28 protein-coding genes are annotated in these 24,762 nt (G+C 52.4%); 12 read left to right on the top strand and 16 right to left on the bottom strand.

Annotated features, from left to right (window positions below; genetic code table 11):
• Positions 1–272 precede the first annotated feature (272 nt).
• Positions 273–719, bottom strand: a complete 447-nt coding sequence (locus MXMO3_RS01870; protein ID WP_117394758.1) for a tellurite resistance TerB family protein — start codon at positions 717–719, stop codon at positions 273–275.
• Positions 720–829: 110 nt separating this feature from the next.
• On the opposite strand from MXMO3_RS01870, the gene MXMO3_RS01865 reads away from it, so the two are divergent.
• A complete protein-coding gene (locus MXMO3_RS01865) occupies positions 830–1,354 on the top strand; it encodes a hypothetical protein (RefSeq protein WP_117394757.1) in 525 nt (174 codons plus the stop codon).
• Positions 1,355–1,357: 3 nt separating this feature from the next.
• On the opposite strand, the gene MXMO3_RS01860 is transcribed toward MXMO3_RS01865, so the two are convergent.
• From MXMO3_RS01860 to ccoG, 5 genes are read right to left on the bottom strand one after another with little or no spacing between them, the layout of a single operon-like run.
• On the bottom strand, positions 1,358–1,645 hold the full coding sequence (locus tag MXMO3_RS01860) for a 4a-hydroxytetrahydrobiopterin dehydratase (RefSeq protein WP_027835890.1): 288 nt from the start codon (positions 1,643–1,645) through the stop codon (positions 1,358–1,360).
• Positions 1,646–1,653: 8 nt separating this feature from the next.
• Positions 1,654–1,827 carry a cbb3-type cytochrome oxidase assembly protein CcoS gene (gene ccoS, locus MXMO3_RS01855; protein ID WP_027835889.1) on the bottom strand — a complete coding sequence of 58 codons (174 nt, stop codon included), beginning with the start codon at positions 1,825–1,827 and terminating at the stop codon, positions 1,654–1,656.
• Complete coding sequence (locus MXMO3_RS01850; RefSeq protein ID WP_117394756.1) at positions 1,824–4,112, bottom strand: heavy metal translocating P-type ATPase; 2,289 nt, start codon at positions 4,110–4,112, stop codon at positions 1,824–1,826. Before MXMO3_RS01850 ends, ccoS begins: the two co-directional genes overlap by 4 nt.
• 4 nt (positions 4,113–4,116) lie before the next feature.
• The gene (locus MXMO3_RS01845) at positions 4,117–4,611 is read right to left on the bottom strand and encodes a FixH family protein (RefSeq protein WP_162889092.1); all 495 of its coding nucleotides are present in this window, start codon (positions 4,609–4,611) and stop codon (positions 4,117–4,119) included.
• A gap of 2 nt (positions 4,612–4,613) precedes the next feature.
• Positions 4,614–6,182, bottom strand: a complete 1,569-nt coding sequence (gene ccoG, locus MXMO3_RS01840; RefSeq protein WP_051213986.1) for a cytochrome c oxidase accessory protein CcoG — start codon at positions 6,180–6,182, stop codon at positions 4,614–4,616.
• A 194-nt stretch (positions 6,183–6,376) separates the two neighbouring features.
• Here ccoG and msrB point away from each other — a divergent pair, with 194 nt between their 5' ends.
• The 4 genes from msrB to MXMO3_RS01820 all read left to right on the top strand — a co-directional run bounded on the left by msrB (position 6,377) and on the right by MXMO3_RS01820 (position 9,087).
• Positions 6,377–6,829, top strand: a complete 453-nt coding sequence (gene msrB, locus MXMO3_RS01835; protein ID WP_027835887.1) for a peptide-methionine (R)-S-oxide reductase MsrB — start codon at positions 6,377–6,379, stop codon at positions 6,827–6,829.
• Between the two features lie 10 nt (positions 6,830–6,839).
• Entirely contained in the window at positions 6,840–7,196 is a 357-nt protein-coding gene (locus MXMO3_RS01830) for a cupin domain-containing protein (RefSeq protein WP_027835886.1), read from the top strand.
• A gap of 68 nt (positions 7,197–7,264) precedes the next feature.
• A complete protein-coding gene (locus MXMO3_RS01825) occupies positions 7,265–8,491 on the top strand; it encodes a cation:proton antiporter (RefSeq protein ID WP_117394755.1) in 1,227 nt (408 codons plus the stop codon).
• On the top strand, positions 8,488–9,087 hold the full coding sequence (locus tag MXMO3_RS01820) for a GNAT family N-acetyltransferase (RefSeq protein WP_117394754.1): 600 nt from the start codon (positions 8,488–8,490) through the stop codon (positions 9,085–9,087). The genes MXMO3_RS01825 and MXMO3_RS01820 overlap by 4 nt, the downstream gene beginning before the upstream one ends.
• A gap of 27 nt (positions 9,088–9,114) precedes the next feature.
• Here the strand turns inward: MXMO3_RS01820 and MXMO3_RS01815 are convergent, their stop codons facing one another.
• A complete protein-coding gene (locus MXMO3_RS01815; protein WP_117396674.1) occupies positions 9,115–9,873 on the bottom strand; it encodes an SDR family oxidoreductase in 759 nt (252 codons plus the stop codon).
• A gap of 90 nt (positions 9,874–9,963) precedes the next feature.
• Here MXMO3_RS01815 and MXMO3_RS01810 point away from each other — a divergent pair, with 90 nt between their 5' ends.
• Positions 9,964–10,857: a LysR family transcriptional regulator gene (locus MXMO3_RS01810; protein WP_117394753.1), complete on the top strand. Its 894-nt coding sequence runs from the start codon at positions 9,964–9,966 to the stop codon at positions 10,855–10,857.
• Between the two features lies 1 nt (position 10,858).
• Here the strand turns inward: MXMO3_RS01810 and MXMO3_RS01805 are convergent, their stop codons facing one another.
• Entirely contained in the window at positions 10,859–11,218 is a 360-nt protein-coding gene (locus tag MXMO3_RS01805; RefSeq protein WP_051214035.1) for a winged helix-turn-helix transcriptional regulator, read from the bottom strand.
• A 245-nt stretch (positions 11,219–11,463) separates the two neighbouring features.
• On the opposite strand from MXMO3_RS01805, the gene MXMO3_RS01800 reads away from it, so the two are divergent.
• Positions 11,464–12,045 carry a flavodoxin family protein gene (locus tag MXMO3_RS01800; RefSeq protein ID WP_027835883.1) on the top strand — a complete coding sequence of 194 codons (582 nt, stop codon included), beginning with the start codon at positions 11,464–11,466 and terminating at the stop codon, positions 12,043–12,045.
• An 88-nt stretch (positions 12,046–12,133) separates the two neighbouring features.
• On the opposite strand, the gene ccoP is transcribed toward MXMO3_RS01800, so the two are convergent.
• Genes ccoP through ccoN form a run of 4 tightly spaced genes read right to left on the bottom strand, consistent with a single transcriptional unit; the run spans position 12,134 to position 15,542 of the window.
• Positions 12,134–12,997, bottom strand: a complete 864-nt coding sequence (ccoP, locus tag MXMO3_RS01795) for a cytochrome-c oxidase, cbb3-type subunit III (RefSeq protein WP_117394752.1) — start codon at positions 12,995–12,997, stop codon at positions 12,134–12,136.
• A 4-nt stretch (positions 12,998–13,001) separates the two neighbouring features.
• On the bottom strand, positions 13,002–13,172 hold the full coding sequence (locus tag MXMO3_RS01790) for a cbb3-type cytochrome c oxidase subunit 3 (protein ID WP_051213982.1): 171 nt from the start codon (positions 13,170–13,172) through the stop codon (positions 13,002–13,004).
• A 13-nt stretch (positions 13,173–13,185) separates the two neighbouring features.
• Positions 13,186–13,914, bottom strand: coding sequence for a cytochrome-c oxidase, cbb3-type subunit II (gene ccoO / locus MXMO3_RS01785; protein WP_027835881.1), 729 nt, complete (start codon positions 13,912–13,914; stop codon positions 13,186–13,188).
• An 11-nt stretch (positions 13,915–13,925) separates the two neighbouring features.
• Entirely contained in the window at positions 13,926–15,542 is a 1,617-nt protein-coding gene (ccoN, locus tag MXMO3_RS01780) for a cytochrome-c oxidase, cbb3-type subunit I (RefSeq protein WP_117394751.1), read from the bottom strand.
• A 230-nt stretch (positions 15,543–15,772) separates the two neighbouring features.
• Here ccoN and MXMO3_RS01775 point away from each other — a divergent pair, with 230 nt between their 5' ends.
• Complete coding sequence (locus MXMO3_RS01775; protein ID WP_162889091.1) at positions 15,773–16,219, top strand: hemerythrin domain-containing protein; 447 nt, start codon at positions 15,773–15,775, stop codon at positions 16,217–16,219.
• A 22-nt stretch (positions 16,220–16,241) separates the two neighbouring features.
• Here MXMO3_RS01775 and typA read toward each other — a convergent pair whose 3' ends face one another.
• Both typA and MXMO3_RS01765 read right to left on the bottom strand, forming a co-directional pair.
• On the bottom strand, positions 16,242–18,059 hold the full coding sequence (typA, locus tag MXMO3_RS01770) for a translational GTPase TypA (RefSeq protein WP_027835879.1): 1,818 nt from the start codon (positions 18,057–18,059) through the stop codon (positions 16,242–16,244).
• Between the two features lie 175 nt (positions 18,060–18,234).
• Positions 18,235–18,825 carry a carboxymuconolactone decarboxylase family protein gene (locus MXMO3_RS01765; RefSeq protein WP_117394749.1) on the bottom strand — a complete coding sequence of 197 codons (591 nt, stop codon included), beginning with the start codon at positions 18,823–18,825 and terminating at the stop codon, positions 18,235–18,237.
• A gap of 187 nt (positions 18,826–19,012) precedes the next feature.
• Here MXMO3_RS01765 and MXMO3_RS01760 point away from each other — a divergent pair, with 187 nt between their 5' ends.
• Entirely contained in the window at positions 19,013–20,212 is a 1,200-nt protein-coding gene (locus MXMO3_RS01760) for a benzoate/H(+) symporter BenE family transporter (RefSeq protein WP_117394748.1), read from the top strand.
• A 187-nt stretch (positions 20,213–20,399) separates the two neighbouring features.
• Here the strand turns inward: MXMO3_RS01760 and MXMO3_RS01755 are convergent, their stop codons facing one another.
• Both MXMO3_RS01755 and MXMO3_RS01750 read right to left on the bottom strand, forming a co-directional pair.
• Positions 20,400–21,002: a VOC family protein gene (locus MXMO3_RS01755; RefSeq protein WP_117394747.1), complete on the bottom strand. Its 603-nt coding sequence runs from the start codon at positions 21,000–21,002 to the stop codon at positions 20,400–20,402.
• The gene (locus MXMO3_RS01750) at positions 20,999–22,219 is read right to left on the bottom strand and encodes an argininosuccinate synthase (RefSeq protein WP_117394746.1); all 1,221 of its coding nucleotides are present in this window, start codon (positions 22,217–22,219) and stop codon (positions 20,999–21,001) included. The genes MXMO3_RS01755 and MXMO3_RS01750 overlap by 4 nt, the downstream gene beginning before the upstream one ends.
• A gap of 166 nt (positions 22,220–22,385) precedes the next feature.
• Between MXMO3_RS01750 and MXMO3_RS01745 the strand changes: the two genes are divergently transcribed.
• From MXMO3_RS01745 to MXMO3_RS01735, 3 genes are all read left to right on the top strand, one after another.
• Entirely contained in the window at positions 22,386–23,057 is a 672-nt protein-coding gene (locus tag MXMO3_RS01745) for a LysE family translocator (RefSeq protein ID WP_027835875.1), read from the top strand.
• A gap of 134 nt (positions 23,058–23,191) precedes the next feature.
• A complete protein-coding gene (locus MXMO3_RS01740; RefSeq protein WP_117394745.1) occupies positions 23,192–23,746 on the top strand; it encodes a cysteine hydrolase family protein in 555 nt (184 codons plus the stop codon).
• A 1-nt stretch (position 23,747) separates the two neighbouring features.
• Positions 23,748–24,761 (top strand): GlxA family transcriptional regulator, encoded by a 1,014-nt coding sequence (locus MXMO3_RS01735; RefSeq protein ID WP_162889090.1) that lies wholly within the window; start codon positions 23,748–23,750, stop codon positions 24,759–24,761.
• Position 24,762 lies beyond the last annotated feature (1 nt).

The raw sequence follows: 24,762 nt of genomic DNA, 5'->3' as shown, positions 1-24,762 counted from the left end.
AGCTCAACAAAATTAAACCCGCGCACCCCAAACAGGGCCACGCGGGTTCAAATACTAAATACCTAGATAGGATACGCAAAACTAAATTCCCATCACGTCAATTAAAGTGCACAAACTGTGCCAACCAGTGGAATGCAAGCAATTGTCTATATGTAGGGGGCTTTTTCCAACCACACCTACTAGAACAACTGTTTATGAAGAGATCTTAAGACTTTTCAGCCCGCATTTTGCGAGTGAAGTTGCAATTTGCAAACCTCCACTTGCAGATTGCACTATTTGATTTTTGCCGCGTGACGCACTTCCGCGCGCAGCATTGTGCGTTCTCGTGCCGAAACCCCGATGAGTTCAGCAACCCGCCAAACCATATTGTCTTCCAACTCATGATTGTGCTGGTCCACAAACACCACCTGCCACATCATATTGATGATGGCGTGCTTTTCTTCCACTTCAAGCTGGTTCAGCACTGAGGTGAACGCATATAAATCAACCGCTTCGCTGTTTTGCTCAGTCGCCAACTTAAACAAATCTTTCACCTCATGCGGGTCGAGGCCGTAGTAGGATTGCAAAGTCTTTTTGATTACTTCTTTTTCCTCGTCGCTGCTTTCCCCGTCCACAGCGGAAAGGTGAACCAGCAATGCGGCCACACACAATTTTGGCTCCAAATTGGGCATATCGGCCTTCTTCTTAGCCGAAAACAATTTCGTAATGGCGTCAAACATATCTGTGCATCTTCCTTCCAAGCGACTCAGATTAAGGGTAGAATAATTCCAATAAAAAGGGAATTGTCCTTTAACCTCAATCCCTAACCTCAAACGTCAAAGCGATTTCTATGTTACGCATCACCATGGCCATCGGTGCATTTCTTTTTTTAATGTCTGAGCTGATGCGTGTTCTGGCGCATGAAATTGATGCCGCAAATGCCGGGGTGCAACTCCTCGCCGCCCTGCTGCTTTCAATTGGATTTTTGGCAGTCGCGTTCGGGCCGGAAAACACCAAAATCAAGCGCAACGCCGGATTGATGTGGGTCGGCAGTTGCTTTTTGTTGGCATTTCTTGCTTTTGATCTGTTGGGCTACGGGCGCACCAGCTTGTTTTTGCACCATGACAATTATCTGTTTTGGGCCACACATCTTGGTCTGGCTGCCAGCGCCCTGGTGCTGGCATTTGCACATTGGCAAACGCGGCATATGCAGGATTGGCACCCAGCCCCATTGTTGCTGGCGCTCACAACACTGCTTTTTGTGGGTGCACGCTTGCAAGCTTTGCCCCTCAACTGGCAGTTTGTCACCAGCCTCTTGTGGAGCTTCAGCCTTTTATTTGTCGCTGCGAATCGTTTGAATGATCGCGTTCGCTAGCGCCTAAACCAATTTCTCGATTGCGTGCGCCAACTCAATATCCTTCTCGGACAAGCCGTTGGCGTCGTGCGTGGTCAACAAAATAGACACCTTGTTGTAAACATTAAACCACTCAGGATGGTGGCCTTGCTTTTCCGCCAAAATCGCAACGGAACTCATAAACCCAAATGCTTGCACAAAGTCGTCAAACTTGAAATCGCGTTCAATGCCGTTCTTCACAGGGTTAAAAACCCAATCCGGCAACTGGCCCAAGGCATGCTCGCGGCCTTCAATATCTAATGGCTCAACCATAAAACTCCCTATTCATTCTTCTCCGCGCGGCGTGGCCGATCATCTTGATCGTCTTCCAATATACGCATCGCCGCACCGTCCAGATCTTCATATTGGCCGCTTTTTAAAGACCACAAAAACGCGCCTAAAGCCAGCACGCCAATAATCAAAACAACTGGAATAAGAATCAGTAGAGGGGTCATTCAGCAGCCACCGCTTTCAATTTGGACGCATTTATAGAATGCGTCGGGAGTTCTTTGGTTCCATTTTGTTGGCCCAAACGCAAGCGCAATGCATTTAAGGTGACCACCAAAGAGGAGGAAGACATGGCGATTGCAGCCAACAAAGGCGTTGCAAACCCCATCACCGCCAAGGGAATGGCAACCGCATTATAACACAGTGCCAAGCCAAAATTCTGTTTCACCGCGCGGGAGGCCCGCTTTGACATCTCAACCGCAAAATTAACATCGGCCAAGCGGTTATGGGTAAAAATGAAGTCCGCTGCGTTTCGCCCGACATCGGCGGCGCTTGATGGCGCCATGGACACATGTGCCGCCCGCAATGCCGGCGCATCGTTAATGCCATCGCCAACCATCAGCACTTTTTCGCCCCGGTCACCGGCCGCAGCAATCGCTTCAACTTTTTGATCTGGGGTAAGGGCGCCATGGGCATTTTCCACCTGCAAAGCCTGCGCAATGCTGGCCACAACTTGTTGGCGGTCCCCCGAATAGATCGCCAAATCATACCCGTTGGCCTTTAGCTGCGCCAAAGCCGCTTGTGCATCTGGCCGCAACACATCTTCAAAACCGAAACCGGCAACCATTTTACCGTCGCAGGAAAGGTAAACCTCGCTTTGCGCTGCATCAGAACCTTTATAGTCCGGGTCGCAGAAATCTGCCCGCCCCCAGCGCCACTCATGCCCATCGATTTGCGCCAATACGCCAGCACCGGGCACTTCTTCCGCATCCGTCAGAGACGTCACATGTTGATCCGAATAGGCGCGGGCGAAGGCTTTGGAAAATGGATGCCGCGATAATTGTGCCAATTGTAGCGCCCGCTCCACATGCTTCGGCTCACCAAAAATCTGACCTTTCAATATTGGCGATCCCAAGGTGAGCGTGCCGGTTTTGTCAAAAGCGACACTTGTAATCTGTGCCAGACGTTCAAGTGCCGCACCATCCTTCATCATCACGCCACGTTCAAACAAACGGCCCGCGGCAACAACATGTACGATTGGTACAGCCAAGGCCAGCGCACAGGGGCAAGTGATGATGAGAACAGCGATGGCAGTGACGGTGGCATGATACCAATCGCCATTGTAAAGGCCCCAGCCCAGAAATGTGAACAGCGCCAGCAAATGCACAAAAGGCGCGTAAATTTCAGACGCCCGATCCGCAATACGTTTGTAGCCCGCACGACTACCCTCAGCCGCGTCCATCAGTTCGATCATCCGCGCCAAGAAACTCTGGTGCGCCGCTTTTTCCACTTCGATCTTCAGTGCACCCGACAGATTTGTCGCGCCGCCCAAAACCGACGCGCCCTGCACGCACCGCTCTGGCACTGTCTCACCGGTGACCAACGACATATCCAAATCGCTTTTGCCTTCAATGACACGGCCATCAACTGGAATGCGCTCCCCGGCGGCAACTTCCAAAATCATGCCAACTTGCACGTCGTTCAGTTTGATGAACTCGCGGCGGCCATCGGCCAGAATCTGCACGGCCCCCTTCGGTGCCAATGAAGCCAGGCTGCGCACCGCAGAGCGTGCCCGTTCACGCATCACATGGTCCAATGTGCGCCCAATCAGCAAAAAGAATAAAAGGCTCACTGAAGCGTCAAAATAGGCATGTTCGCCGGAATTGATCGTTTCATAAAGGCTCAAACCCAGCGCCAGCAACACGGCCAATGAAATCGGCACGTCCATGTTTAACCGCCCATGGCGCAAAGCGCCCCACGCAGATTTGAAAAAGACCTGACCTGAGAAAAACACAGTGGGTACAGCAATCAACGCCGAAATCCAGTGAAACAAATCGCGGGTGCTTTCATTGGCACCCGACCAGATGGACACGGAAAACAGCATGATGTTCATGGCGGCAAATCCCGCCACCGCAAGCGCCAAAATCAGCTTTGAAAGGCTCTTGTCCTTGCCCGGCTCCTCAGCATCAAGCAAAAAGCAGCGATAGCCTGCGCGGCCAATGGCAGCTACTAAATCCATCGGGGCCGCACCATTTTTAGCGGTAAACACCACCTTCACCCGCTTGGTGGACATATTCACCCGCGCCGATTGCACCATATCCAACCCATTCAATTCCGTTTCAATGGATTTGATGCAGGCGGCACAATGCATATCCGGCACGCCAAATTCGACCTGTCGCTGCCCCTCACCAAGGTCAGCGGCGGCGGCGATGATCGCTTCATTGCTTATCTGGTGGTCAGCATCCGCAACAATTTGCGAACCCGCTTCCACCCCAGGTGCACAGCAGCTCATTTGCTTAGTCCACTATTAGCCGCTCACGATAAGTGAACGGAATATCGTTGGCACTGATCAATTGCACTTCCACATCCCATGCGCCTTTGGCCAGCTCATGCTCAGCTGTGAAATCGCCATTGGCAGCGGGCAACATGGTGACCATATGGTCCTCACGCTCATGGCTTGGGCGCATCAATTTCACATCAGCTTCTGACGCAGAAACCGGCGCCCCTTTTGCGTCCAACAGGCGATACCGCAAAACACCACCTTCAATCGCAAAGCTTGGTGTCCAGCCCAGGGCATCCTGCACCCGATTGGCTTCCAGCTTCTCATTAAAATGCTGGCTGGCCACATATGAGTTTTTCACCACGAGGCCCGTCCAACTGGTGGTGGCGAAATACGCCATGATCAGATTAACGGTGATAATGGTGCCGAAGAACAGGCCGATCACCATCAACATATGCTTGCCTGTAAACTCTTTTGGCTTTTTCGTCTGCGCCATTGTTTGCTCCATCATCTTCACTCCCGTGGCATTTCAAATTTCACGGTTTCGCGTGAGCTTTCTTCGCCGAACACATCAACGACGACAAAGTCAAACCGTACAGGATTTTCATTCAATTGTTGAGGCATAGCCCGCACATAAACACGCAGTGGCAAAACCCGGTCAGGCTCAACATCCAACACAATGTCGGTCTGCGGCTCGTCAACGGAGCTCGCCAAGGTCATTTCGCCACTCGGCAAGCCTTCAATCGACAAGCGAATGGTCCGGGGTTCGGGCGTCATATTCAAAATCTTGACGTCATAACCATTGCGCACCGCACCATCTGAAAGCTGCACATAGAGCGGGTTCCGGTCATGCTGCACATTCACATCCAACCGATCGCGCAAGGACAAAGCAATCAACATGCCCAAACCAATCGCGGCCCAGAAGCAGAAATAGACCAGCGTGCGCCACCGAATGATCGAACGCCAATTGGTGCGTTTCACCCGATCGAGCAACTTGCCCTTGTCATCCCGCACTTTGGTGGGATCAATCGTGGCAGAGCCTGTCGTCGCCAACTGCATGTTTTCGTTATAGTCATTCAGCGTTGTGTAGGAGATCAGGCCACGTTCGCGGTCCAACTTGTCCATCACATTATCACACGCATCAATACAAAGCGCACAGGTGATGCATTCAAGCTGCTGCCCATCGCGAATATCAATGCCCATTGGACACACCGCAACACAAGCGTTGCAATCGACGCAATCACCAACCGTCTTGCCTTCCTTCAGCGCCTTTTTGGAATGTTTGGTGCGCGGCTCACCCCGCCAATCATTATAGGTCACCGTCAGCGAGTGCTCGTCGAGCATCGCGCCCTGAATGCGCGGCCAAGGGCACATATAGGTACACACTTGCTCGCGCATCAGCCCACCAAATGTGTAGGTCGTCGCCGTCAGGATCAGAATGGTGAAATAGGCCACCATCGGCGCTTCGAATCGGATCACGTCCATAAACAGCGTCGGCGCATCGGCGAAATAGAAAATCCACGCGCCGCCCGTGGCCACGCCAATCAGAAGCCAGGTGCTGTGTTTGGCCACCCGCCGCCAAATCTTGTTTAGGGACCAAGGTGCATCGTCGAGCTTCATGCGCTGATTGCGGTCGCCTTCAAAAAAGCGCTCAACCACCAAAAACAGATCGACCCACACGGTTTGCGGGCAGGTATAGCCGCACCAGGCCCGGCCAACGGTGGAGGTGATCAAAAACAACCCCACCCCGGCCATCACCAAAAGGCCGGCAACATAATAAAATTCTTGCGGCCAAATCTCGATGAAAAAGAAGTAGAAACGGCGATTGGCCAAATCCACCAGCACGGCCTGATCCGGGGCATATTCGCCGCGGTCAAACCGCAGCCATGGCGTGATATAGTAAATGCCCAAGGTCACGATCATGATGATCCATTTCAACCGACGGAAATTACCATTTACCCGTTTGGGGTGAATTTTTTTTCGCGCAGCATAAAGTGGCGCACGTTGCCCTGCGCGGTTAACCGCTTCCACGTCATAGTCTTCAACGTGGGTTTCACCCTTGGAGGTGGCTGTATCTGTCATGCTAAATGATCCCTATCCATCGCATTAGAGGCAAGACTAGATTATTCCACCCTGGCGAGTGTTGATATGAGTCAATTCCCCTCGCGACAATTTGTCAGTCTCGGAACAAAGACCTTGCTCACCAAATTATGATTGTGAGGCGCATCCAGCACCGATTATAGTTCAAATTCCTTGCAAGAAGTATGGTGACCATCATGGCAGATCACAAAGACTATCAAAAGACCCAAGACGCCCTCGAAAAACTGACTGAAGAGCAGTTCTATGTGACCCAAAAAAATGGCACCGAGCGCCCATTCCAAAATGAATATTGGGACCACAATGAAAAAGGCATCTATGTCGATATCGTCTCGGGTGAGCCGCTGTTTGTTTCATCCGATAAGTTCGATGCCGGGTGCGGCTGGCCCAGCTTTTCGCGGCCCATCAACCCAAGCTGGGTGAAGGAAAATACCGACACCACCCACGGCATGGTGCGCACCGAAGTCCGCTCCCACCATGGCGACAGCCATTTGGGCCATGTGTTTGATGACGGGCCTGCAGAAATGGGCGGGTTGCGCTATTGCATCAATTCCGCCGCATTGCGCTTTATCCCCTCTTCCAAAATGGAAGAAGAAGGCTATGGTGAGTATTTAGAGCTACTCGACACATAGGGATCAAGTCATGGGCGACAAAGCAATCAATCTAAGCGAAAAATTCTCAACTTTCACCGAGCAATGGTCGCCCAAAATTGTCGCCCAACTCAACGATTATGACATCCTGATCGCCAAGGTTGAAGGCGAGTTTAATTGGCACAATCATCCTGACACCGATGAAATGTTTATGGTGATTGAGGGTGAAATCACCATCGAAATGAAAGATGGCGACGTAACCCTTGGTCCCGGCGAACTTTATGTGGTGCCCAAAGGCAAGCAGCACCGCCCGGTGGCCAAAGCTGAAGCTAAGATCATGCTGTTTGAACCAGCAGGCGTGCCCAACACGGGTGACCCGGCCACGGCAGCGACCAAAGAATTGGTCTAACCCACTTGTTTTAAACAATCTTGCCCTCATAATGGCCGCACAACTCATTCGTCAGCCAAGGCACGTTCATGCCCCATGAATTTCAATTCGCCCTGATCTTGATCGGCATAATGGGCTTTGCCCTTTTTGTGCGACCGATTGAAAAATCATGGATCACCCTGCCGATATTCTTTGCCGGGTTGGGGTTTGGCCTTGGTCCGGCCGGGTTGGGCATCATCAATCTTGAAATTGACGACAGCACCATCCACACCGTGGTCGAAATCACATTGATTCTCACCCTGTTTCTCGACGCATCAAAAATCCGGCTACGCAATCTTAAAACCCATTATGGCTTGCCCGCACGCATGTTGTTGATTGGCATGCCGCTCACCATCGCCTTGGGCACAATTTTGATCATCCTGCTCTCCCCAGACCTGCCCTGGGCCATGGCACTGTTAACGGCCGCCATCTTAACCCCCACAGATGCAGCGCTGGCCCAACCGATCTTGGCAGATAAAGATGTGCCCATGCGCCTTTCAGAGGCAATCAATGTGGAAAGCGGCCTCAATGATGGCATGGCCCTGCCCGTGGTGGTGTTCGCGGCATTGCTGATGGCCAATGAAGCCAGCAGCAGCAGCATCAACCTCACCCCTATCGCCATTGGCCAATTTGTTGGCGCGCAAGTCGTTTTTGGCCCGTTGGCGGGCATTGTGATCGGCTATCTCGGTGCCAAATTGCTCGATTTGGCCACCCATCACAAATTCACCCAACCCATTTATGAAGGCATCTTTTTCCTCAGTGTGGGGCTGGCCGCCTTTTTCGGCGCTGAAACCATTGGCGGCAACGGTTTTATCGCCGCATTTGTTGCCGGGCTGACCTTCGGCAATGTAAAAATGACGCGCCACAAATTCATCACCGAGTTTTTGGAAGGCGAAAGCACGTTCCTCTCTATTCTCACTTTTATGATTTTTGGTGCCGTGCTGGCCCCCATCGGGTTGGCCCATGCCAATTGGACCACATTGCTCATCGCCATTGGGTTCTTGACCCTCGTGCGCATGCTGCCCATCGCCATCAGCCTGATTGGCGAAAAGCTGCACCTTTATGAGCGTTTTATTCTGGGCTGGTTTGGACCCAAAGGATTGGCCTCAATTCTATTCGCGCTGTTTGTCGCCGAGCAATATGAGCTGCCCTTTGTTGATGAAATGCTGGCCTGCACCGTGTTGACCGTTGGCCTGTCCATTCTGGCCCATGGGCTAAGCGCCAAACCCCTTGCCCATCACTTTGAAAAAACAATGCAGAAAGTCAAAAAACCATGAGCAAATGGTTCGCCCCCATCACCCTTGAAGCCCAAACCGCCAAATTGGTGCCGCTGAGCCACGACCATCTGGCCGACTTGCAAGCCGCCAGCGCCGAAGGTGAATTGCATAAACTTTGGTACACCAGCATAGCCGCGCCGGAAAAAATGGAAGCGGAAATTGATCGACGGCTGGGCTTGCAGGCTGAGGGCATGATGCTCCCTTTCAGCGTCATCGATCAGCGCACGGGCAAAATCATCGGCCAGACCACATTTCTCAATCTTAATTCGACGAATCGCCGCGCCGAGATTGGCGCCACCTGGTATGCCAAAGCGGCCCAACGCTCACCCATCAATACCGAATGCAAGCTGATGCTGCTCACCCACGCCTTTGAGGACATCAAAGTGAATGTGGTGGAGTTCCGCACTCACCATTTAAACCATCAAAGCCGACGCGCCATTGAGCGATTGGGCGCAAAGCTGGATGGCATTTTGCGCAACCACATGATCATGCCCAATGGCAGCTTGCGCGACACGGCGGTCTATTCAGTGTTGCCCCATGAATGGCCCGCCATAAAAGCCAACCTGCAATGGCAATTGGACAAGCCGCGCGACTAGGCGCGGCCAATCCAATCAATTTTGTACTCAGCTTGGTAGCCCTAGGGCCGCACGGCCCTCTTCGGTTTTCATGGAGAAATCCTGCCCCAGATAATCGTCACCAGCGGGGCCACATAAAAAGGCGATCGCCTTGGCCACCCATTCAGGTGAAATATGCACAGATGGGTCCAATGCGCTGACCGGGTTGATGCCAGAGGCTTTGATTTCAACTTGCATCTGTGTTACCACCGTACCGGGGCTTAAGCCAATTGAGCGGATGCCCTGTGTTGCATATTCCTTGTGCAATGTGCGGGTCAACTGCAGCAAACCCGCCTTGGTGGCACAATAATGGCTCCATCCTTCAAGCGCGCCATAGGCCGCGCCGGAGCTGATATTGATGAAGGTGCCACCCTTTTTCGCCAGCATCTGCGGCAGCGCCGCATGCATCATATAATAGGGGCCCTTCAAATTCACATCGACCATGTGTGACCAGGCGGAAGGGTCACTATCGCCAATTCGGGCGATGGGGTCGATCAGCCCTGCATTATTGACCACAATATCCACGCCACCAAAGGCCTCGGCCTTTTCAACCGCCGCCTGCACCGCGTCATACTCAGCCACATCACAGGCGACAACTTCCACACGCTCGCCACTCGGGTCCAACGCCTTGGCAAGCGCCTCCAACTTGTTTTGCGATCGGGCCAACAAAATCAAATTGGCGCCAAGCTCAAACAAATGCCGCGCCGCGGCTTCGCCGATGCCCCGGCTGGCCCCAGTGATCAAAATTGTCTTGTTTTGAAAATTCATCACATACTCCTTAACTGCACCGACGTTAGCAAAGAGTTTTTGCGCAATAAATAGCTTCGCATACATGATTTTATTGCTATATTTGCAATAATGCAGATTGAAGATTTAGACATCGCACTAGACGTGGCCCGCAGCAAAAGCTTCGCCCAAACTGCGCGCGACCACAATATGGACCCCAGCAATGTGACGCGCGCCGTGGCACGGTTGGAAGATCGCTTGGGCTTTCAATTGTTTCAGCGCTCTACCCGGCGGGTGAACCTCACCGATAAAGGCCAGCAATATCTGGATCAGATCGCGCCGCTTTTAGCTGGGTTGAAAGACGCCGAACGCGCCGCCCAAGCTCAAATCCTGGAGCCGGAAGGCCAAGTGCGCCTCACCTGTTCCGCCGCATTTGGCCAAGAAGTGCTGCTGCCACTTTTGCAAAAATTTCGGGCCCAATTTCCGCGCATCGACCTAAAGATCCATATGACCGATGATAATATGCCGCTGCTGGAGCGGCAGATCGATATGGCCTTGCGCTTTGCCCCCACACCCCGCGGCAATATGCACGCCACCAAATTATTGTCGCCAATTTATCATTGCGTCGGCAGCCCTGCATGGCGAGACAAAATCAACACGCCACAAGATTTGGTGGCCGCCGATTGCCTTTTGCTGGATTTGCCGCCGGCGCTCACCCCATGGCATTTCCAAAAGGCCACCACCAATCAGAAGTGCACCATTGATGCCAAAGGCACATTATCGCTGTCCGCACCATTGGCCGTGCTGAAAGCGGCCTGTGCAGGACACGGCCCGACCCTTTTGCCAAACTGGCTGACAAAGTCGGCCCTGGAAACTGGAGATCTGGTGAATTTACTGCCTGATTGGCGGGGGCAGATGCACGAAGCGCAAACCCATTTATGGCTCCTGCACCACCCGCATCGCCATATGCCCTTCACCATTCGCCTTGTAAGGGACTTTTTGATTGATCACATTGGCGGGCAATAGATCAGGCGGTTTGCGCGACGGCGTTGCGCTTTTGGGCAAAATTCGCACGGCCCCAATCGCCCAATGAGCTCATCACCGACTCCAGGCCTTGGCCCACCTCAGTTAGAGAATATTCCACATGCGGCGGCACCACCTCAAACACGTGGCGATTCACAATGCCGTCTTCTTCCAGTTCGCGAAGGGTCAAGGTCAGCATGCGTTGGGTGATGTCGGGAATGGCACGCCGCAATTCGCCAAAGCGCAGCGGCCCATCAATCAGATTATGCACGACAATCAATTTCCACTTTCCGCCCAATTTTGACACCGCATAAACGACGGGGCAAAGCTGACTTCTTGTCTCCTCATCCATCGATTCGGGCATCTTGAGCCCATGAATATGTATATTATCGCACATTTTTTTCTCCGCACATTTTGCGCTTTTCCGGCGCAATGGCCCAGCTTTGCTTTAGGCACATCTTTGTTAGTATACTTTATGTACCTACATATCAAAATAGTGCCTTCTTGCGATTTTTATCCCAATGCCCCCATTTAGGTCAAGCGCCGCCACCAACTGATGGACTATCCCCATCTGGCGACAAGAAATTTTGACCAATTAGGAATGTTCAAATGACGAAAGTTGCAATTGTTTTTCACTCTGGCTATGGCCACACCGCCAAACAAGCTGAAGCCGTACGCAATGGTGTTGCCCGCACCAACGCAAACCCTATTTTGATCCCCGTGGAAGAAGCGGACAATCATTGGGATGATCTCAAAGACGCCGATGCCATCATTTTCGGCAGTCCCACCTATATGGGCAGCGTTTCCGGCGAGTTTAAAGCCTTCGCCGACAAAAGCTCCAAAGTTTGGTTCGAACAAGGCTGGAAAGACAAGGTCGCCGCAGGTTTCACCAACTCATCCAGCTTGAATGGCGACAAGCACTCCACCCTGCAACAGCTTTCATTGCTGGCCGCCCAGCACGGCATGCATTGGGTGAGCTTGGGCCTGATGCCGGGCAACAATTCGTCCACCGGTTCGGAAGAAGATTTGAACCGTCTGGGCGCATCCCTTGGCGCGATGGCCCAATCCAACGCAGACCAAGGCCCCGAACATGGCCCCATTCCATCTGATTTGGAAACCGCAGCCCATTTGGGCGAGCGCGTCGCCACAATCGCCCGTCAATTCGCCGCCGCGAAAAAGATTGCTGCCTAACCCGGGCAGAACCTCAACCTCTTTACCAAAACAAAAGGGCCCCAAATTGGGGCCCTTTCTTCGATCTGTGATCTATTATAGCGAAAGCCTACTGACCGCCGCCTAGTGAGTGCACATAAACCGCCAATTGCTTAACCGTTGCGTCACCCAAGCGCTCTTGCCAGGCAGGCATCGCCCCATGTTGTGGATTGTTGATTTGCGCAGAAATCGCCTCAACGCCACCACCATAAAGCCAAATGGCATCATTCAAGCTTGGTGCCCCAAGTTCAGCGATACCGCCAGCATCTTCACCATGACAGGCTGTGCAGTTCTCTTCGAACAAGGTCTTACCTTCTTCAAGATAGGCCTCGTCATGTTCGTCACCGGAAAGGCTGGCCACATAATGCGCAGTTGCACGAATTTGATCACGCTCCCAAAACTCGCCAAAAGCGGGCATTTCACCAACGCGTGTATCGTCATCAGCCTCATAGCGCACCCCGTGAGAGATCGTGGCATAGATCTCATCAATCGTGCCGCCCCAAATCCACTCATCATCATTCAGGTTCGGGAAGCCAACGGCCCCTTCAGCACCAGCACCGTGGCACTGAGAGCAATAGACCTTGTAGGCAGATTCGCCACCTGCAACCGCAAAGCGGGTCAGGTCTGAATTGTCGAGAACCGCACCAACTTCCATATCGTTGATCTGACTGACAAACTCCTGTTTCGCTTCATCCGCCGCTGCAACATTTTGGGCCAATTCAGCTCGGCTTGAATAGCCAAGAATGCCTGGTGTTGCACCATTGATCAGCGGAATAGCAGGATAGAGAATGCAGTAAATCACCGCCCAAACGATTGTGCCGTAAAAGGTCCACAACCACCAACGAGGCATAGGTGTGTTAAGCTCTTTAATCCCGTCCCACTCGTGACCGGTGGTTTCAACGCCGCTGATTTCATCAATTTCTTTTTTACTCATCGGCCTATTCCTCTCCTTGAGGCGAACGATCATCTTTTAAAGGAATCTGGGCTGCCATTTCCGCATGTTTTTTGGCGCCAGGGCGGAACATAAACAGCACCACCCCAACAAAAACCACGAACAAGTACAAAAGCCCCCAACTGTCCGCGAAGTGTCGAAAAGCATTGTAATCCATTGTCTTTTCTCCCTTAGCGATAGTTTGCTTGCGCGTCGTATGAGCTGAAATCAACCAGCGTACCGAGCATTTGCATATAGGCCACCAACGCATCCATTTCGGTCAAACGTGTTGGGTCACCATCAAAGTCACCCAAAACCGCTTTAGGATAACGCGCTTCCAAACCATCCCAGTCTGCATCCGGGTCGGCCTGCGCCTTCAGATCAGCGTCGGCATTATCAACCATTTCTTGCGTATAGGGCACGCCCACACGCTGGTTAGCCACCAGATGGTCCTGTGCTCTAAAGCCCAGATCCGCTTCCGCCAAGAAGCTGTAACTTGGCATCACGCTTTCTGGCACCAGCGATTGTGGATCTTTCAAATGCTGGACATGCCATTCATTTGAATATCGATCCCCAACCCGCGCCAAGTCAGGCCCGGTCCGCTTTGACCCCCATTGGAAGGGGTGGTCATACATCGACTCTGCAGCCAATGAATAATGGCCATAACGCTCAACCTCGTCCCGGAAAGGACGGATCATTTGTGAGTGGCAATTGTAGCACCCTTCACGAATGTAAATGTTCCGGCCGGCCAGTTCGAGCGGGGTGTAGGGCCGCATACCCTCCACCTCTTCAATGGTGTTTTCCAAGTAGAACAAAGGCGCGATCTCAACGATACCACCAATGGACACTGTCACCAGGCCTGCGACCAGCAATAGGGTTGCGTTACGTTCAATAACACCGTGTTTATCTAACAATCCCATGGTTCAACCCCTTATTCTGCTGGTTGCGCTGTGGCAACGTGCGCGACAGCGATTGGTTTTTCGTTGCGGGTTTTGCCTTTGATGGTCATGTACACATTGTACGCCATCACCAAACCGCCCACGAGGTACATGGCCCCGCCAACAGCCCGAAGGATGTAGTATGGCTTCAACGCAGCCACAGTTTCCGCGAAGGAATAAACCAGGAAGCCTTCAGCATCATATTCGCGCCACATCAGGCCCTGAGTGATGCCAGAAACCCACATCACAGCGGCATAAACAACGATGCCGAGTGTGGCGAGCCAGAAGTGCCAGTTGACCATGCGCATTGAATACAACCGATCACGACCCCAAAGACGTGGCACCAAGAAGTAGATCATGCCAAAGCTGATCATACCAACCCAGCCCAACGCACCAGAGTGCACGTGTCCAATGGTCCAGTCAGTGTAGTGAGACAAGCCGTTCACCGCTTTAATGGACATCATTGGTCCTTCAAAAGTGGACATGCCGTAGAACGCCACCGCAATCACCATCATCCGGATAATCGGGTCGGTCCGCAATTTGTCCCATGCGCCAGAAAGCGTCATCAAACCATTGATCATGCCGCCCCAAGAAGGCATCCACAACATAATGGAGAACACCATGCCCAAAGTCTGCGCCCAATCAGGCAACGCTGTGTAGTGCAAGTGGTGTGGCCCAGCCCAGATATACATAAAGATCAGTGACCAGAAGTGGATGATGGACAAGCGGTATGAGTAAACCGGGCGCTCAGCCTGTTTCGGCATAAAGTAATACATCATGCCCAAGAAGCCGGCGGTCAGGAAGAAGCCCACCGCATTATGGCCATACCACCATTGGGTCAACGCATCTTGCACGCCAGCAAACGCTGAATAGCTCTTGATGGAAAATGGAGAGACCGGCATCGCCAGATTGTTCACTACATGCAGCAGGGCGATGGTGAAGATAAAGGCAAGATAGAACCAGTTGGCCACATAAATGTGTGGCTCTTTGCGTTTAAACAAAGTTCCCATGAACAGGATCAAATAACCTACCCAAACAATGGTAAGCCAGAGATCGACATACCATTCAGGCTCTGCATATTCGCGCCCCTGGGTAATGCCGAGCAAATAGCCGGTGGCCGCCATCAGAATGAAAAGCTGGTAGCCCCAGAACACAAATTGCGTCAGACCGTCAGAGATCAGGCGGGCACTGGTGGTGCGCTGCACAACATATAAGCTGGAGGTGATCAACGCCGTGCCGCCAAATGCAAAAATCACCGCGGAGGTGTGCAAGGGGCGCAAACGGCCGAAATTCAAATAGGGTTCAATATTGAGCACTGGAAAAGCCAACTGCAATGCGGCAATAACCCCGACCAGAAAGCCCACAACGCCCCAGAATGTGGTCAGGATCACACCTGCCCGAATAGGGTCGTCAAAATAGCCCGATTTATCAACCGGTGCCGCATCGCCCGCAAAATCCACTTTGCGAAGGACATAAATTGTGCTCAGCGCGAGCGCAAAAAACACCACCCACGCATGTGTTTGAAATAATACGTCTTGTGCAAAGCCCGCCGCCAAAAGCGACAAAACGGCCCCAAATGCCAGCAAGATCGTCCAGCCTAAATTTCTCATATTTCCCCGCAGAAAATAATCTCGGTTTAAGTTTAACCGGAAAGTCGACCCGGTTTGCCCCATCCGCAACTTATCGAGATGCGGTTGCTACCTCGTTGATCTAGGTCAAGGCCAAATGCAATTTTCAGCGTCATCATACGCTGAGTTTGGTACAACCCTTTTAAAGAACAAATCAAAGCAACATGAAAACCGATAGCACATCCGCACGGCAGAAAAATAGATCGCAATCGATGCTTGACGATTTTGACGCACACCAGCATCAAATGGAAGTGCTGTGCGGTCGTCTGGAATTGATCGCGGATTTGCTGCCTGATCAGGCAGATCCGACTTTGTGCAAATTCACAAGTGACGGCATGGTGAAAACGCTTTCAGATGCACAAACATTTGAAGAAAAAGAGCTATTCCCAGCGCTTGAAGCGGTCGGTGCATTAGAGTCGGACATGAGCAAAATCATCGCACAATTGCGCGACGAGCATTATGAAGATTTGTGCTTTGCCGAAGAAATCCGTGAAAATCTGCGCACAATCATTGAGGGCGAACCCACACAGTCAGCCAATGCGACCGGATATATGTTGCGCGGTTTTTTCGAAAAGCTGCGTCGCCACATGGCTTATGAACGCCACCTCACCGCCAGCCTGAGACAAAAAAAAGCGCCGGGCAGACCCGACGCTTCTTAACTTCCTAGCTTGAAAGCCATTATTATGAGGCTTTTGCCGCAGCGCGCGATGCACGCTTACGATCATTTGGATCAAGCATAATCTTGCGCAGGCGAATGCTCTTTGGCGTCACTTCCACATACTCATCGTCAGCGATGTAAGAAAGCGCTTGCTCCAACGACATCTTTTTCGGCGTGGTCAGCTTCACTGCTTCATCCTTGCCGGATGCACGCATATTGGTCAGCTGCTTGCCTTTAAGCACGTTCACTTCCAGATCATTGCCACGTGAGTGCTCACCAACGATCATGCCTTCATAAACATCAACGCCTGGCTCGATGATCATCGGCCCACGATCTTCCAGATTGAACATGGCAAACGCAACCGCTTTGCCCGTACCGTTGGAAATCAGAACGCCCGTGCGTCGACCCTGCATTTTGCCCCGGAACGGGGCATATTCGTGGAACACACGGTTGAAAATGGCTGTGCCGCGCGTATCCGACAGCAGTTCGGGTTGATAACCAATCAAGCCACGTGTGGGCACATGGAACACCAAACGGGTGCGACCACCGCCAGAAGGCTTCATCTCGATCAAATCGCCCTTACGTTCCGCCAGTTTTTGCACCACAGGACCAGAAAATTCTTCATCCACATCGATGATGACTTCTTCAATCGGCTCCAGCTTGACGCCGTTTTCTTCGCGGTAAACCACTTTTGGACGCCCAAGGCACAATTCAAAGCCTTCGCGGCGCATAGTTTCAATCAAAACGGACAACAGCAATTCACCACGTCCAGCCACGTCATAGCTGTCGCCATCAACGCCATCAGTCACTTGCAAGGCCACGTTGCCTTCAGCTTCTGCATGCAAACGATCGCGAATAACGCGCGATTGCACTTTGTCACCTTCTTGGCCAGCCAATGGCCCATCATTCACACGGAACGACATGGTCAAGGTTGGTGGATCGATCGGCTGCGCTTGCAAAGCTTCCTTTACTGTCGGTGCGGCAATGGTGTCCGCAACCGTTGTGGTCATAAGGCCAGACAGCGCCACAATGTCGCCCGCCTTGGCTTCTTCCACTGGCACGCGCTCCAACCCCTTAAAGGTCAACACTTTAGAAACACGTCCACGCTCAATCACCGTGCCGTCGCTCGAAAGGCCATGCACTTGATCATTTGGCTTGATGGAACCAGATACAATCCGGCCCGTCAAAATTCGACCCAAAAACGGGTTGGATTCAATCGTTGTGGCCAACATTTTGAATTCACCTGGCTCAACATGCGGCTCAGGCACATGATCAATCACCATGTCCAACAATGGGGTCATGCTCTCTTGCGAACCGCTTGGATCGTCTGCCATCCAGCCCTGCTTTGCAGAACCATAAAGCACCTTAAAATCCAACTGTTCCTCGGTGGCATCCAGCGCCACAAACAAGTCAAAGATTTCGTCAAGCACTTCGTCGGCGCGTTGGTCTGGCTTATCGATCTTGTTGATGGCCACAATTGGCTTCAAGCCAATTTTCAGCGCTTTCGACAACACAAACTTAGTTTGTGGCATTGGGCCTTCGGCGGCATCCACCAAAATGATAGCCCCATCCACCATGTTCAAAATACGTTCAACTTCACCACCAAAATCGGCGTGGCCTGGCGTATCCACAATATTGATGTGCGTGTCTTTCCAATCAACCGAAGTAACTTTGGCCAAAATGGTGATGCCACGTTCGCGCTCCAGATCATTGCTGTCCATAGCCCGTTCTTCAACGCGTTGGTTTTCGCGGAAGGAGCCTGACTGTTTCAAAAGCACGTCAATCAAAGTCGTTTTGCCATGGTCAACGTGCGCGATGATGGCGATATTGCGCAAAGCCATTTTATAGATCCAATCTATTGGGAGTTTTATCTGAGGCTGCTTTACTGCTGATCTGGCTTTGGAGCAAGTTATATTTGCCCAAACAGCTGAAAAACCGGGTCTTAAGCGGCTTCATTTGTTGTTTTAGGTAAATATGTGGGCCTCGCGCAACAGCAACCCACACCCAAAGCAAAGTTTAAATGTGCTTGCCCTTGTTCCAATTTTGCTTGGCCAGCAGTTTTTCACCGGCGGCTTCCGCGCCTTCTTCCAGCGTGGTGCCCATGGAATCGTTCCACCGATTGAGATAGCCGAATAGCGCTATTACGCCCAGTATTTCGACAATTTCACCCTCATCCCAATAGGTCCGGACCAGCTCTATCAACTCCGCGTTGACCCGATTGGGCACGCTCGCCGCAGCAATTGCCAACTCAAACGCAACTTTTTCGGCTGGCGTATAAAGGTCGCTGTCGCGGAATGACCAGACATTTTCTATCCGCATTTGCGATGCCCCATAGCGTTCAGCAGCTAGTGCTGTGTGGGCCTGACAATAGCGGCAGCCTGCCGTCGTTGAAGCAATATAGCCAATCAATCGCTTTTGCTCAGCAGTGACACCACCCTGATTTTCCATCACAGCTTTGTTCAGCTCGATAAACGCTTTCGCAATGCGCGGGCGCCGCTGCATGGTCAATATGGAATTCGGCGGGAAACCCAAGGTTTCGTTAAAAAACTCAGCCAACTCCATCACGTCTTTATCGTGATCTCGCGCCAACGGCGTCACCAACGGCATATTCCCCCCTTTAGTGGCTCGTAGAATTGTCTGACAATTTTTACCGAGTCCTTTAAACAATGGCAACATGCAATTTTTGGCATGTTTTTGCCCTCACGCCCCCAACAATTGGGCTGCCTTTGAACTATGCAGACAGCAAATTTTATGTAGAGTGTGATAATCTTCATTCGCACTCTGGCCCACCATCATGCTCAAAGACTTTTCCGCGCAAGCCCTGTTCATGGGCATTCTGGTTGCCTTTGTTGGCTTCGCCAGCTCATTTGCCGTCGTGCTACAAGGCCTGCGCGCCACAGGGGCGACAGACGCACAAGCTGCCACCGGATTGATGGCTCTTTCCATTGCCATGGGCCTTGGCGGCATCTATCTCGCACGCAAATATCGCATGCCCATTTCGGTGGCCTGGTCGACCCCTGGCGCAGCGCTCCTGATCAATTCGGGCCCCGTAGATGGTGGCTTTGAGGCGGCAATCGGTGCGTTTATCATCAGCGCCATCTTGGTCATCATCGCTGGGCAAGTGAGGCCCTTTGGACGCTTGATCAACAAAATCCCAAGCGCCATCGCCAACGCAATGCTCGCGGGTATCCTGGTGATCCTGTGTTTTGCCCCCTTTAAGGCCATCGCCTTCAATCCGGCTTTAGGCTTGCCAATCGTGCTGGCTTGGTTGATCGTCGGGCGGTTCAACAAAGTGCTCGCTGTGCCAGCCGCGTTGATTGCCTTTGTGATCGTGGTGGTGCTGGCCATTGAGTTGCCCGACAACAGCGCCGAATTGCTGGCCGCAGCATTCCCCCCAAATGTGGCGATCGTGATGCCCAGCTTTAGCTGGCCCGCTTTGTTTGGACTGGCGCTGCCCCTATTCTTCGTCAATATGGCCAGCCAAAATATACCCGGCATTACGGTTTTGCGTGTGCATGATTACGATCCACCCTCAGGCAATTTATTCTCGACAACAGGCTTGTTCAGCTTGTTTTCAGCCCCCTTCGGGGCACATGGGGTCACCTTGGCAGCCATCACTGCCGCCATGTGCGCCAGCGAAGATGCGCACACGGATCCGAGCAAACGCTATTGGGCCGCAATTGTTGCGGGCATCGCCTACGTCTTGCTGGGGCTGGCTGCGGGCATCGCCGCCACATTCATCACGCTGGCGCCTGCCATCTTAATTGAAGCCGTGGCAGGCTTGGCGCTCATCGGCGCTTTCGCCGGTTCAGCCAAAGCCGCCTTCGAGCAAGAAAACCATCGCGAGGCCGCAGCCGTCACCTTTTTGATCAGCGCATCCGGGGTGAGCTTTTTTGGCGTCGCCGGGGCGTTTTGGGGGCTGCTGGCGGGCATCTTTATTGTAACCGCCAATAATCTGGTGCGCCGTCGGCGCGACAAATCCGCCAAAAAGTAAAGGCCTCCCATCTGGCGCTGGGAGACCTTTTAATTCGATTGATCAGCAGTGAAACGGGAGTCCACGATGCTTGAAAAATCAAGGACATAGTGCCTGAACTCCCCCCTAAAGCTCAAGATGACCCAAATGATACCAACGCGCTTTCGCGCTGAAATCATTGCAGAACAGCTATTGTGCCAAATTTGATTTAGAATTGAATGGTTTGACCAATGGAATTCCGGATCTGAAGGCCCGAATTGTCCGGCAAATTTCCCTGTTGCGAACAAGGCCAATCTAAGTCCAAGGCCAAATCGTGCGGCCAGCTCACCTGCGTCAAGGTCAGGCCCTGCGAGGTGACATTGTCCAATGGGTGACCCTTGGTCCATTCAATCAAATTGGGGGTCGTACTAGGAAAGCGATAGGGGCCGACTTGCAACCCGAATTGCCAAGTCAGTGCGCCACGGGCCAACGAAACCACTTCATACTGATCCGCGCCCAACTTCTGTGTCGCTTGCGCGATATTGTCGGTGCGCACCACCAAACCAATATACCGCACCTCGTCGGTTTCAAACGTGAAATCATCCAGCCCAAACCATCGAGCGCGCTTAGGCGTCGCCGCAGGATTGGGAGCAATCAATTCAAGATAAAGGGGATAGCCGGACGCCTCCAGCCGCCATAATTTGTTATGAGTGGCAAACAATTCATGTTCGCCACCCCCAAAGGGCGCAGCGCCAAACCATTCAGTAAGTTGTGCGGCACCACGCGCCAAGTCGGCAGTGCCCAACACCAAATGATCCAGCGTCAATTTCATTTGTTCTGGTCGCGGCGCGCCGCGTAGGTTTTCAACCGCAATCCATTGAGCTGGATAAAGCCTTGGGCATCCTGATGGTCATAGGTGCCAGACCCTTCTTCAAAGGTCACCAGATCTTCAGAATAAAGCGAGAATGGTGAGGAACGGCCAACCACTGTGGCGCTGCCTTTATAAAGCTTCAACCGCACTTCACCAGCAACCATTTCCTGGCTCTTATCGATCAAGGCCTGCAGCATTTCACGCTCGGGTGAATACCAAAAACCATTATAGATCAGCTCGGCATAGCGTGGCATGATCTCATCTTTAAGATGAGCAGCGCCGCGATCAAGGGTCAAGGATTCCATGCCCCGGTGTGCTTCAAGCAAAATGGTGCCGCCCGGCGTTTCATAGATGCCGCGAGACTTCATGCCCACAAAGCGGTTTTCCACCAAATCCAAGCGACCAATACCGTGCTTGCCGCCCAATTCGTTCAGTTTGGTCAGCAACATGGCTGGAGAAAGCTTCTCACCATTGATGGCAATCGGATCGCCTTTTTCAAATTCGACAGTGATATATTCCGGGGTATCCGGCGCATCTTCCGGGTTCACCGTGCGTTGATACACATAGTCCGGCGCTTCCACTGCGGGATCTTCCAGCACCTTGCCTTCTGATGAGGTGTGCAACAAGTTTGCATCCACCGAGAACGGCGCTTCGCCGCGCTTATCTTTCGGCACAGGAATTTGGTGCTGCTCAGCAAATTCAAGCAAACGTGTGCGCGATTGCAAATCCCACTCACGCCAAGGTGCGATCACCTTAATGTTCGGGTCAAGCGCATAGGCTGCCAATTCAAACCGCACTTGGTCATTGCCCTTGCCGGTCGCGCCATGCGAAATCGCATCCGCGCCCACTTCACGGGCAATCTCCACCAAACGTTTCGAAATCAACGGGCGGGCGATCGATGTGCCGAGCAGATAAACCCCTTCATAAAGGGCGTTGGCGCGGAACATGGGGAACACAAAGTCGCGCACAAATTCTTCACGCACATCTTCGATAAAGATTTCCTTGATGCCCATCATTTCCGCTTTTTTGCGGGCGGGTTCCAGCTCTTCGCCTTGGCCCAAATCGGCTGTGAAGGTCACCACTTCACAATCATAGGCTACTTTAAGCCATTTCAGAATGATTGAGGTGTCCAAACCGCCAGAATAGGCCAACACCACTTTATTGATTTTCTTGCTCATCGGCTCAAACTCTTTGCTTTTATGCTATCTCGCGCCCCTTATAGATTTGCGCGGGCCAAATGAAAAGCCATTCAACACAAAATTGGCCCTTTCAATCATTGGACAAGCCAACAAAAGCAGGGCATATATTTCGCAGGCCTGCATAAAGAGGGGATCATTCGACATGATGGCATATCTGGCTGATTTAAGCACCATACTGCTGCCCAACCCGGCGCTGCTGGCAGCGTTTGCCCTCGCCACCATTGTTTTGGCCATCACCCCCGGGCCGGACATGGCCCTCTTTTTATCTCGCGCCCTCAACTTTGGCCGCGCCCATGGCTTTGCCGCACTCGCTGGCGCCTGTTCCGGCATCTTGATCCATACTTTGCTGGTGGCATTGGGCATTTCCGTGCTGATCGCCACCGCGCCGACCGCCTTTTTGGTGCTGAAAATCGTCGGTGCGCTCTATTTGATCTGGCTGGCCATCGGCGCCCTGCGCGCAGGCAACAATGTGCAATTCAACTTTGGCAAAAGCACCAAACAGCCAAGCCTCAAAAAATCCTATTTGACCGGCGTTGGTATCAATTTACTGAACCCAAAAATCGTTCTGTTCTTTATGACCTTTTTGCCGCAATTTGTGGTGGCAGGCGATCCATACGCCGCCCATAAATTATTCACCCTTGGCATCCTGTTCATCGTAATTTCATTGCCGCTCACCGTGGCGATGATTGCCGGAGCGGATTGGCTCTCCAAAGCCTTGCAAAAGTCAAAATGGATTGGCCGGGCACTCAACTATTCCTTTGCCGCCGTGTTCACTGCTTTCGCCGCAACAATCCTAACCGCACAAGCGCGACACTAAGACCCCGAACTTCATCCGACATTGGCACGCATGATTTTTTGGCGTAAATTGTCCTAAACATGTCGGTGTAGTGCGTATTATGCTTCATGATAAGCGCATAAGGTTTGACGATCACTCAAACCAAAGGGCGTAAAATGTCATATAATTCACACGCTTTGCTCATCATTGATGTGCAGGAAAGCTTCCGCCATCGCGATTATTACCAGGAGCACTATCTCCCGGATTTTATCGACAACATCCAAAAGCTGATCACTGCAGCAAAACAGGAAGGCATAAAGCTGGTCCAAATTTTCCATACGGAGCCAGAAGGCGCGTTTTCTAAATCTTCCGGCTTTGTTAAAACCCTGTCACCCATCACCGTCACCCCGGATCTGGTGATCGAAAAAACACGGCACAGCGCCTTTGCGGGCACCGCGCTGGACATCTGGTTGAAAGAAAATGGCATCAATGAGCTGACCATTTGCGGCATCCGCACCGAGCAATGCTGCGAAACCACCACGCGCCATGCCAGCGACATCGGCTATAAGGTCAATTACGTGACCGATGCCACGCTCACCTTTGATATGCAACATCCTGACGGCTCGGCCCTTTCCGCCGACCAGATCAAGCACCGCACAGAAACCGTATTATCCAAACGCTTCGCCACCATCCGCAGCTTGGATGACGCGATCAGCCATTTCGGAGACTAAAATGGATAGAGGGCCAGCACCGATCCCCATCAAAACCTATTTTGCCTTGGGTCCTAACGCGTTGATGCTGGATATTGCTGGCCCTTGCGAGGTGTTGCGCGGCGCCAATATGGTGCAAAATCAATGGCGCTATGAGGTGCAATTTGTCAGCGCCACGCCTAACGCCCCCACCTCACTGGGATACGCCCTTGAAAATGTTGCCCCATTGCCGGAGCATATTGAACCAGACGCCATGGTGGTGGTGTGCGGCAATGCCAGCGAAATGCCCGGCTTTGCCAACATGCCCGCCAATCAGGATACCCGATCTGCCGACGCGCAATTAGAAGCTTGGCTGCGCCGCACCATCGCGTCCAGCCATCAGCTTGTTACCGTCTGCAGTGGGGCCTTACATGCAGCCCGCGCGGGCCTGTTTGATGGAAAACACTGCACCACCCATCATAAATGCCTAGATGAGTTGCGCGCCATTTCCCCAAAAATCAAAGTGGAAGAAAATCGTCTCTATGTTGAAGATGGCCACCGCTTTTCCAGCGCTGGCATCACTTCAGGCATTGATTTGATGTTGCATATTGTGGGCAAAAGGCTGGGTTTGGCGGCCGCGGCGCAAATCGCCCAACACATGGTGGTGTTTAACCGGCGTAGCGGCAACGAACCGCAATTGTCCCCCTTCTTGCAGGGCCGCAGCCATCTGCACCCCACCATTCACCGCATTCAGGATCAGGTCACCACCAACCCTACCGAGGATTGGACAGTGGAGCGTTTGGCCAACGAAGCGCATATGAGCACACGGCATTTTTCACGCCTGTTCAACAAGGAGACTGGCGTGACCGTGCCCGACTACATCAATGGGCTACGCATCGCCATGGCGGAGAATATGCTCAAGGCCCAACATGTGAGCATAGAAAATCTAGTGGACAGGCTGGGTTATAATTCAACACGCCAATTCCACCGCGCATGGAAACAGCGGCACGGCAAGTCGCCCCGCCAATGGCAGCGCGAACAGGTGGTTGAGGCTTAGC

It is taken from the genome of Maritalea myrionectae, from assembly GCF_003433515.1.
GTDB classification, from domain to species: domain Bacteria; phylum Pseudomonadota; class Alphaproteobacteria; order Rhizobiales; family Devosiaceae; genus Maritalea; species Maritalea myrionectae.
Note: the sequence above shows the minus strand (reverse complement) of the source record. Positions and strands in the feature narration are given on the sequence as shown.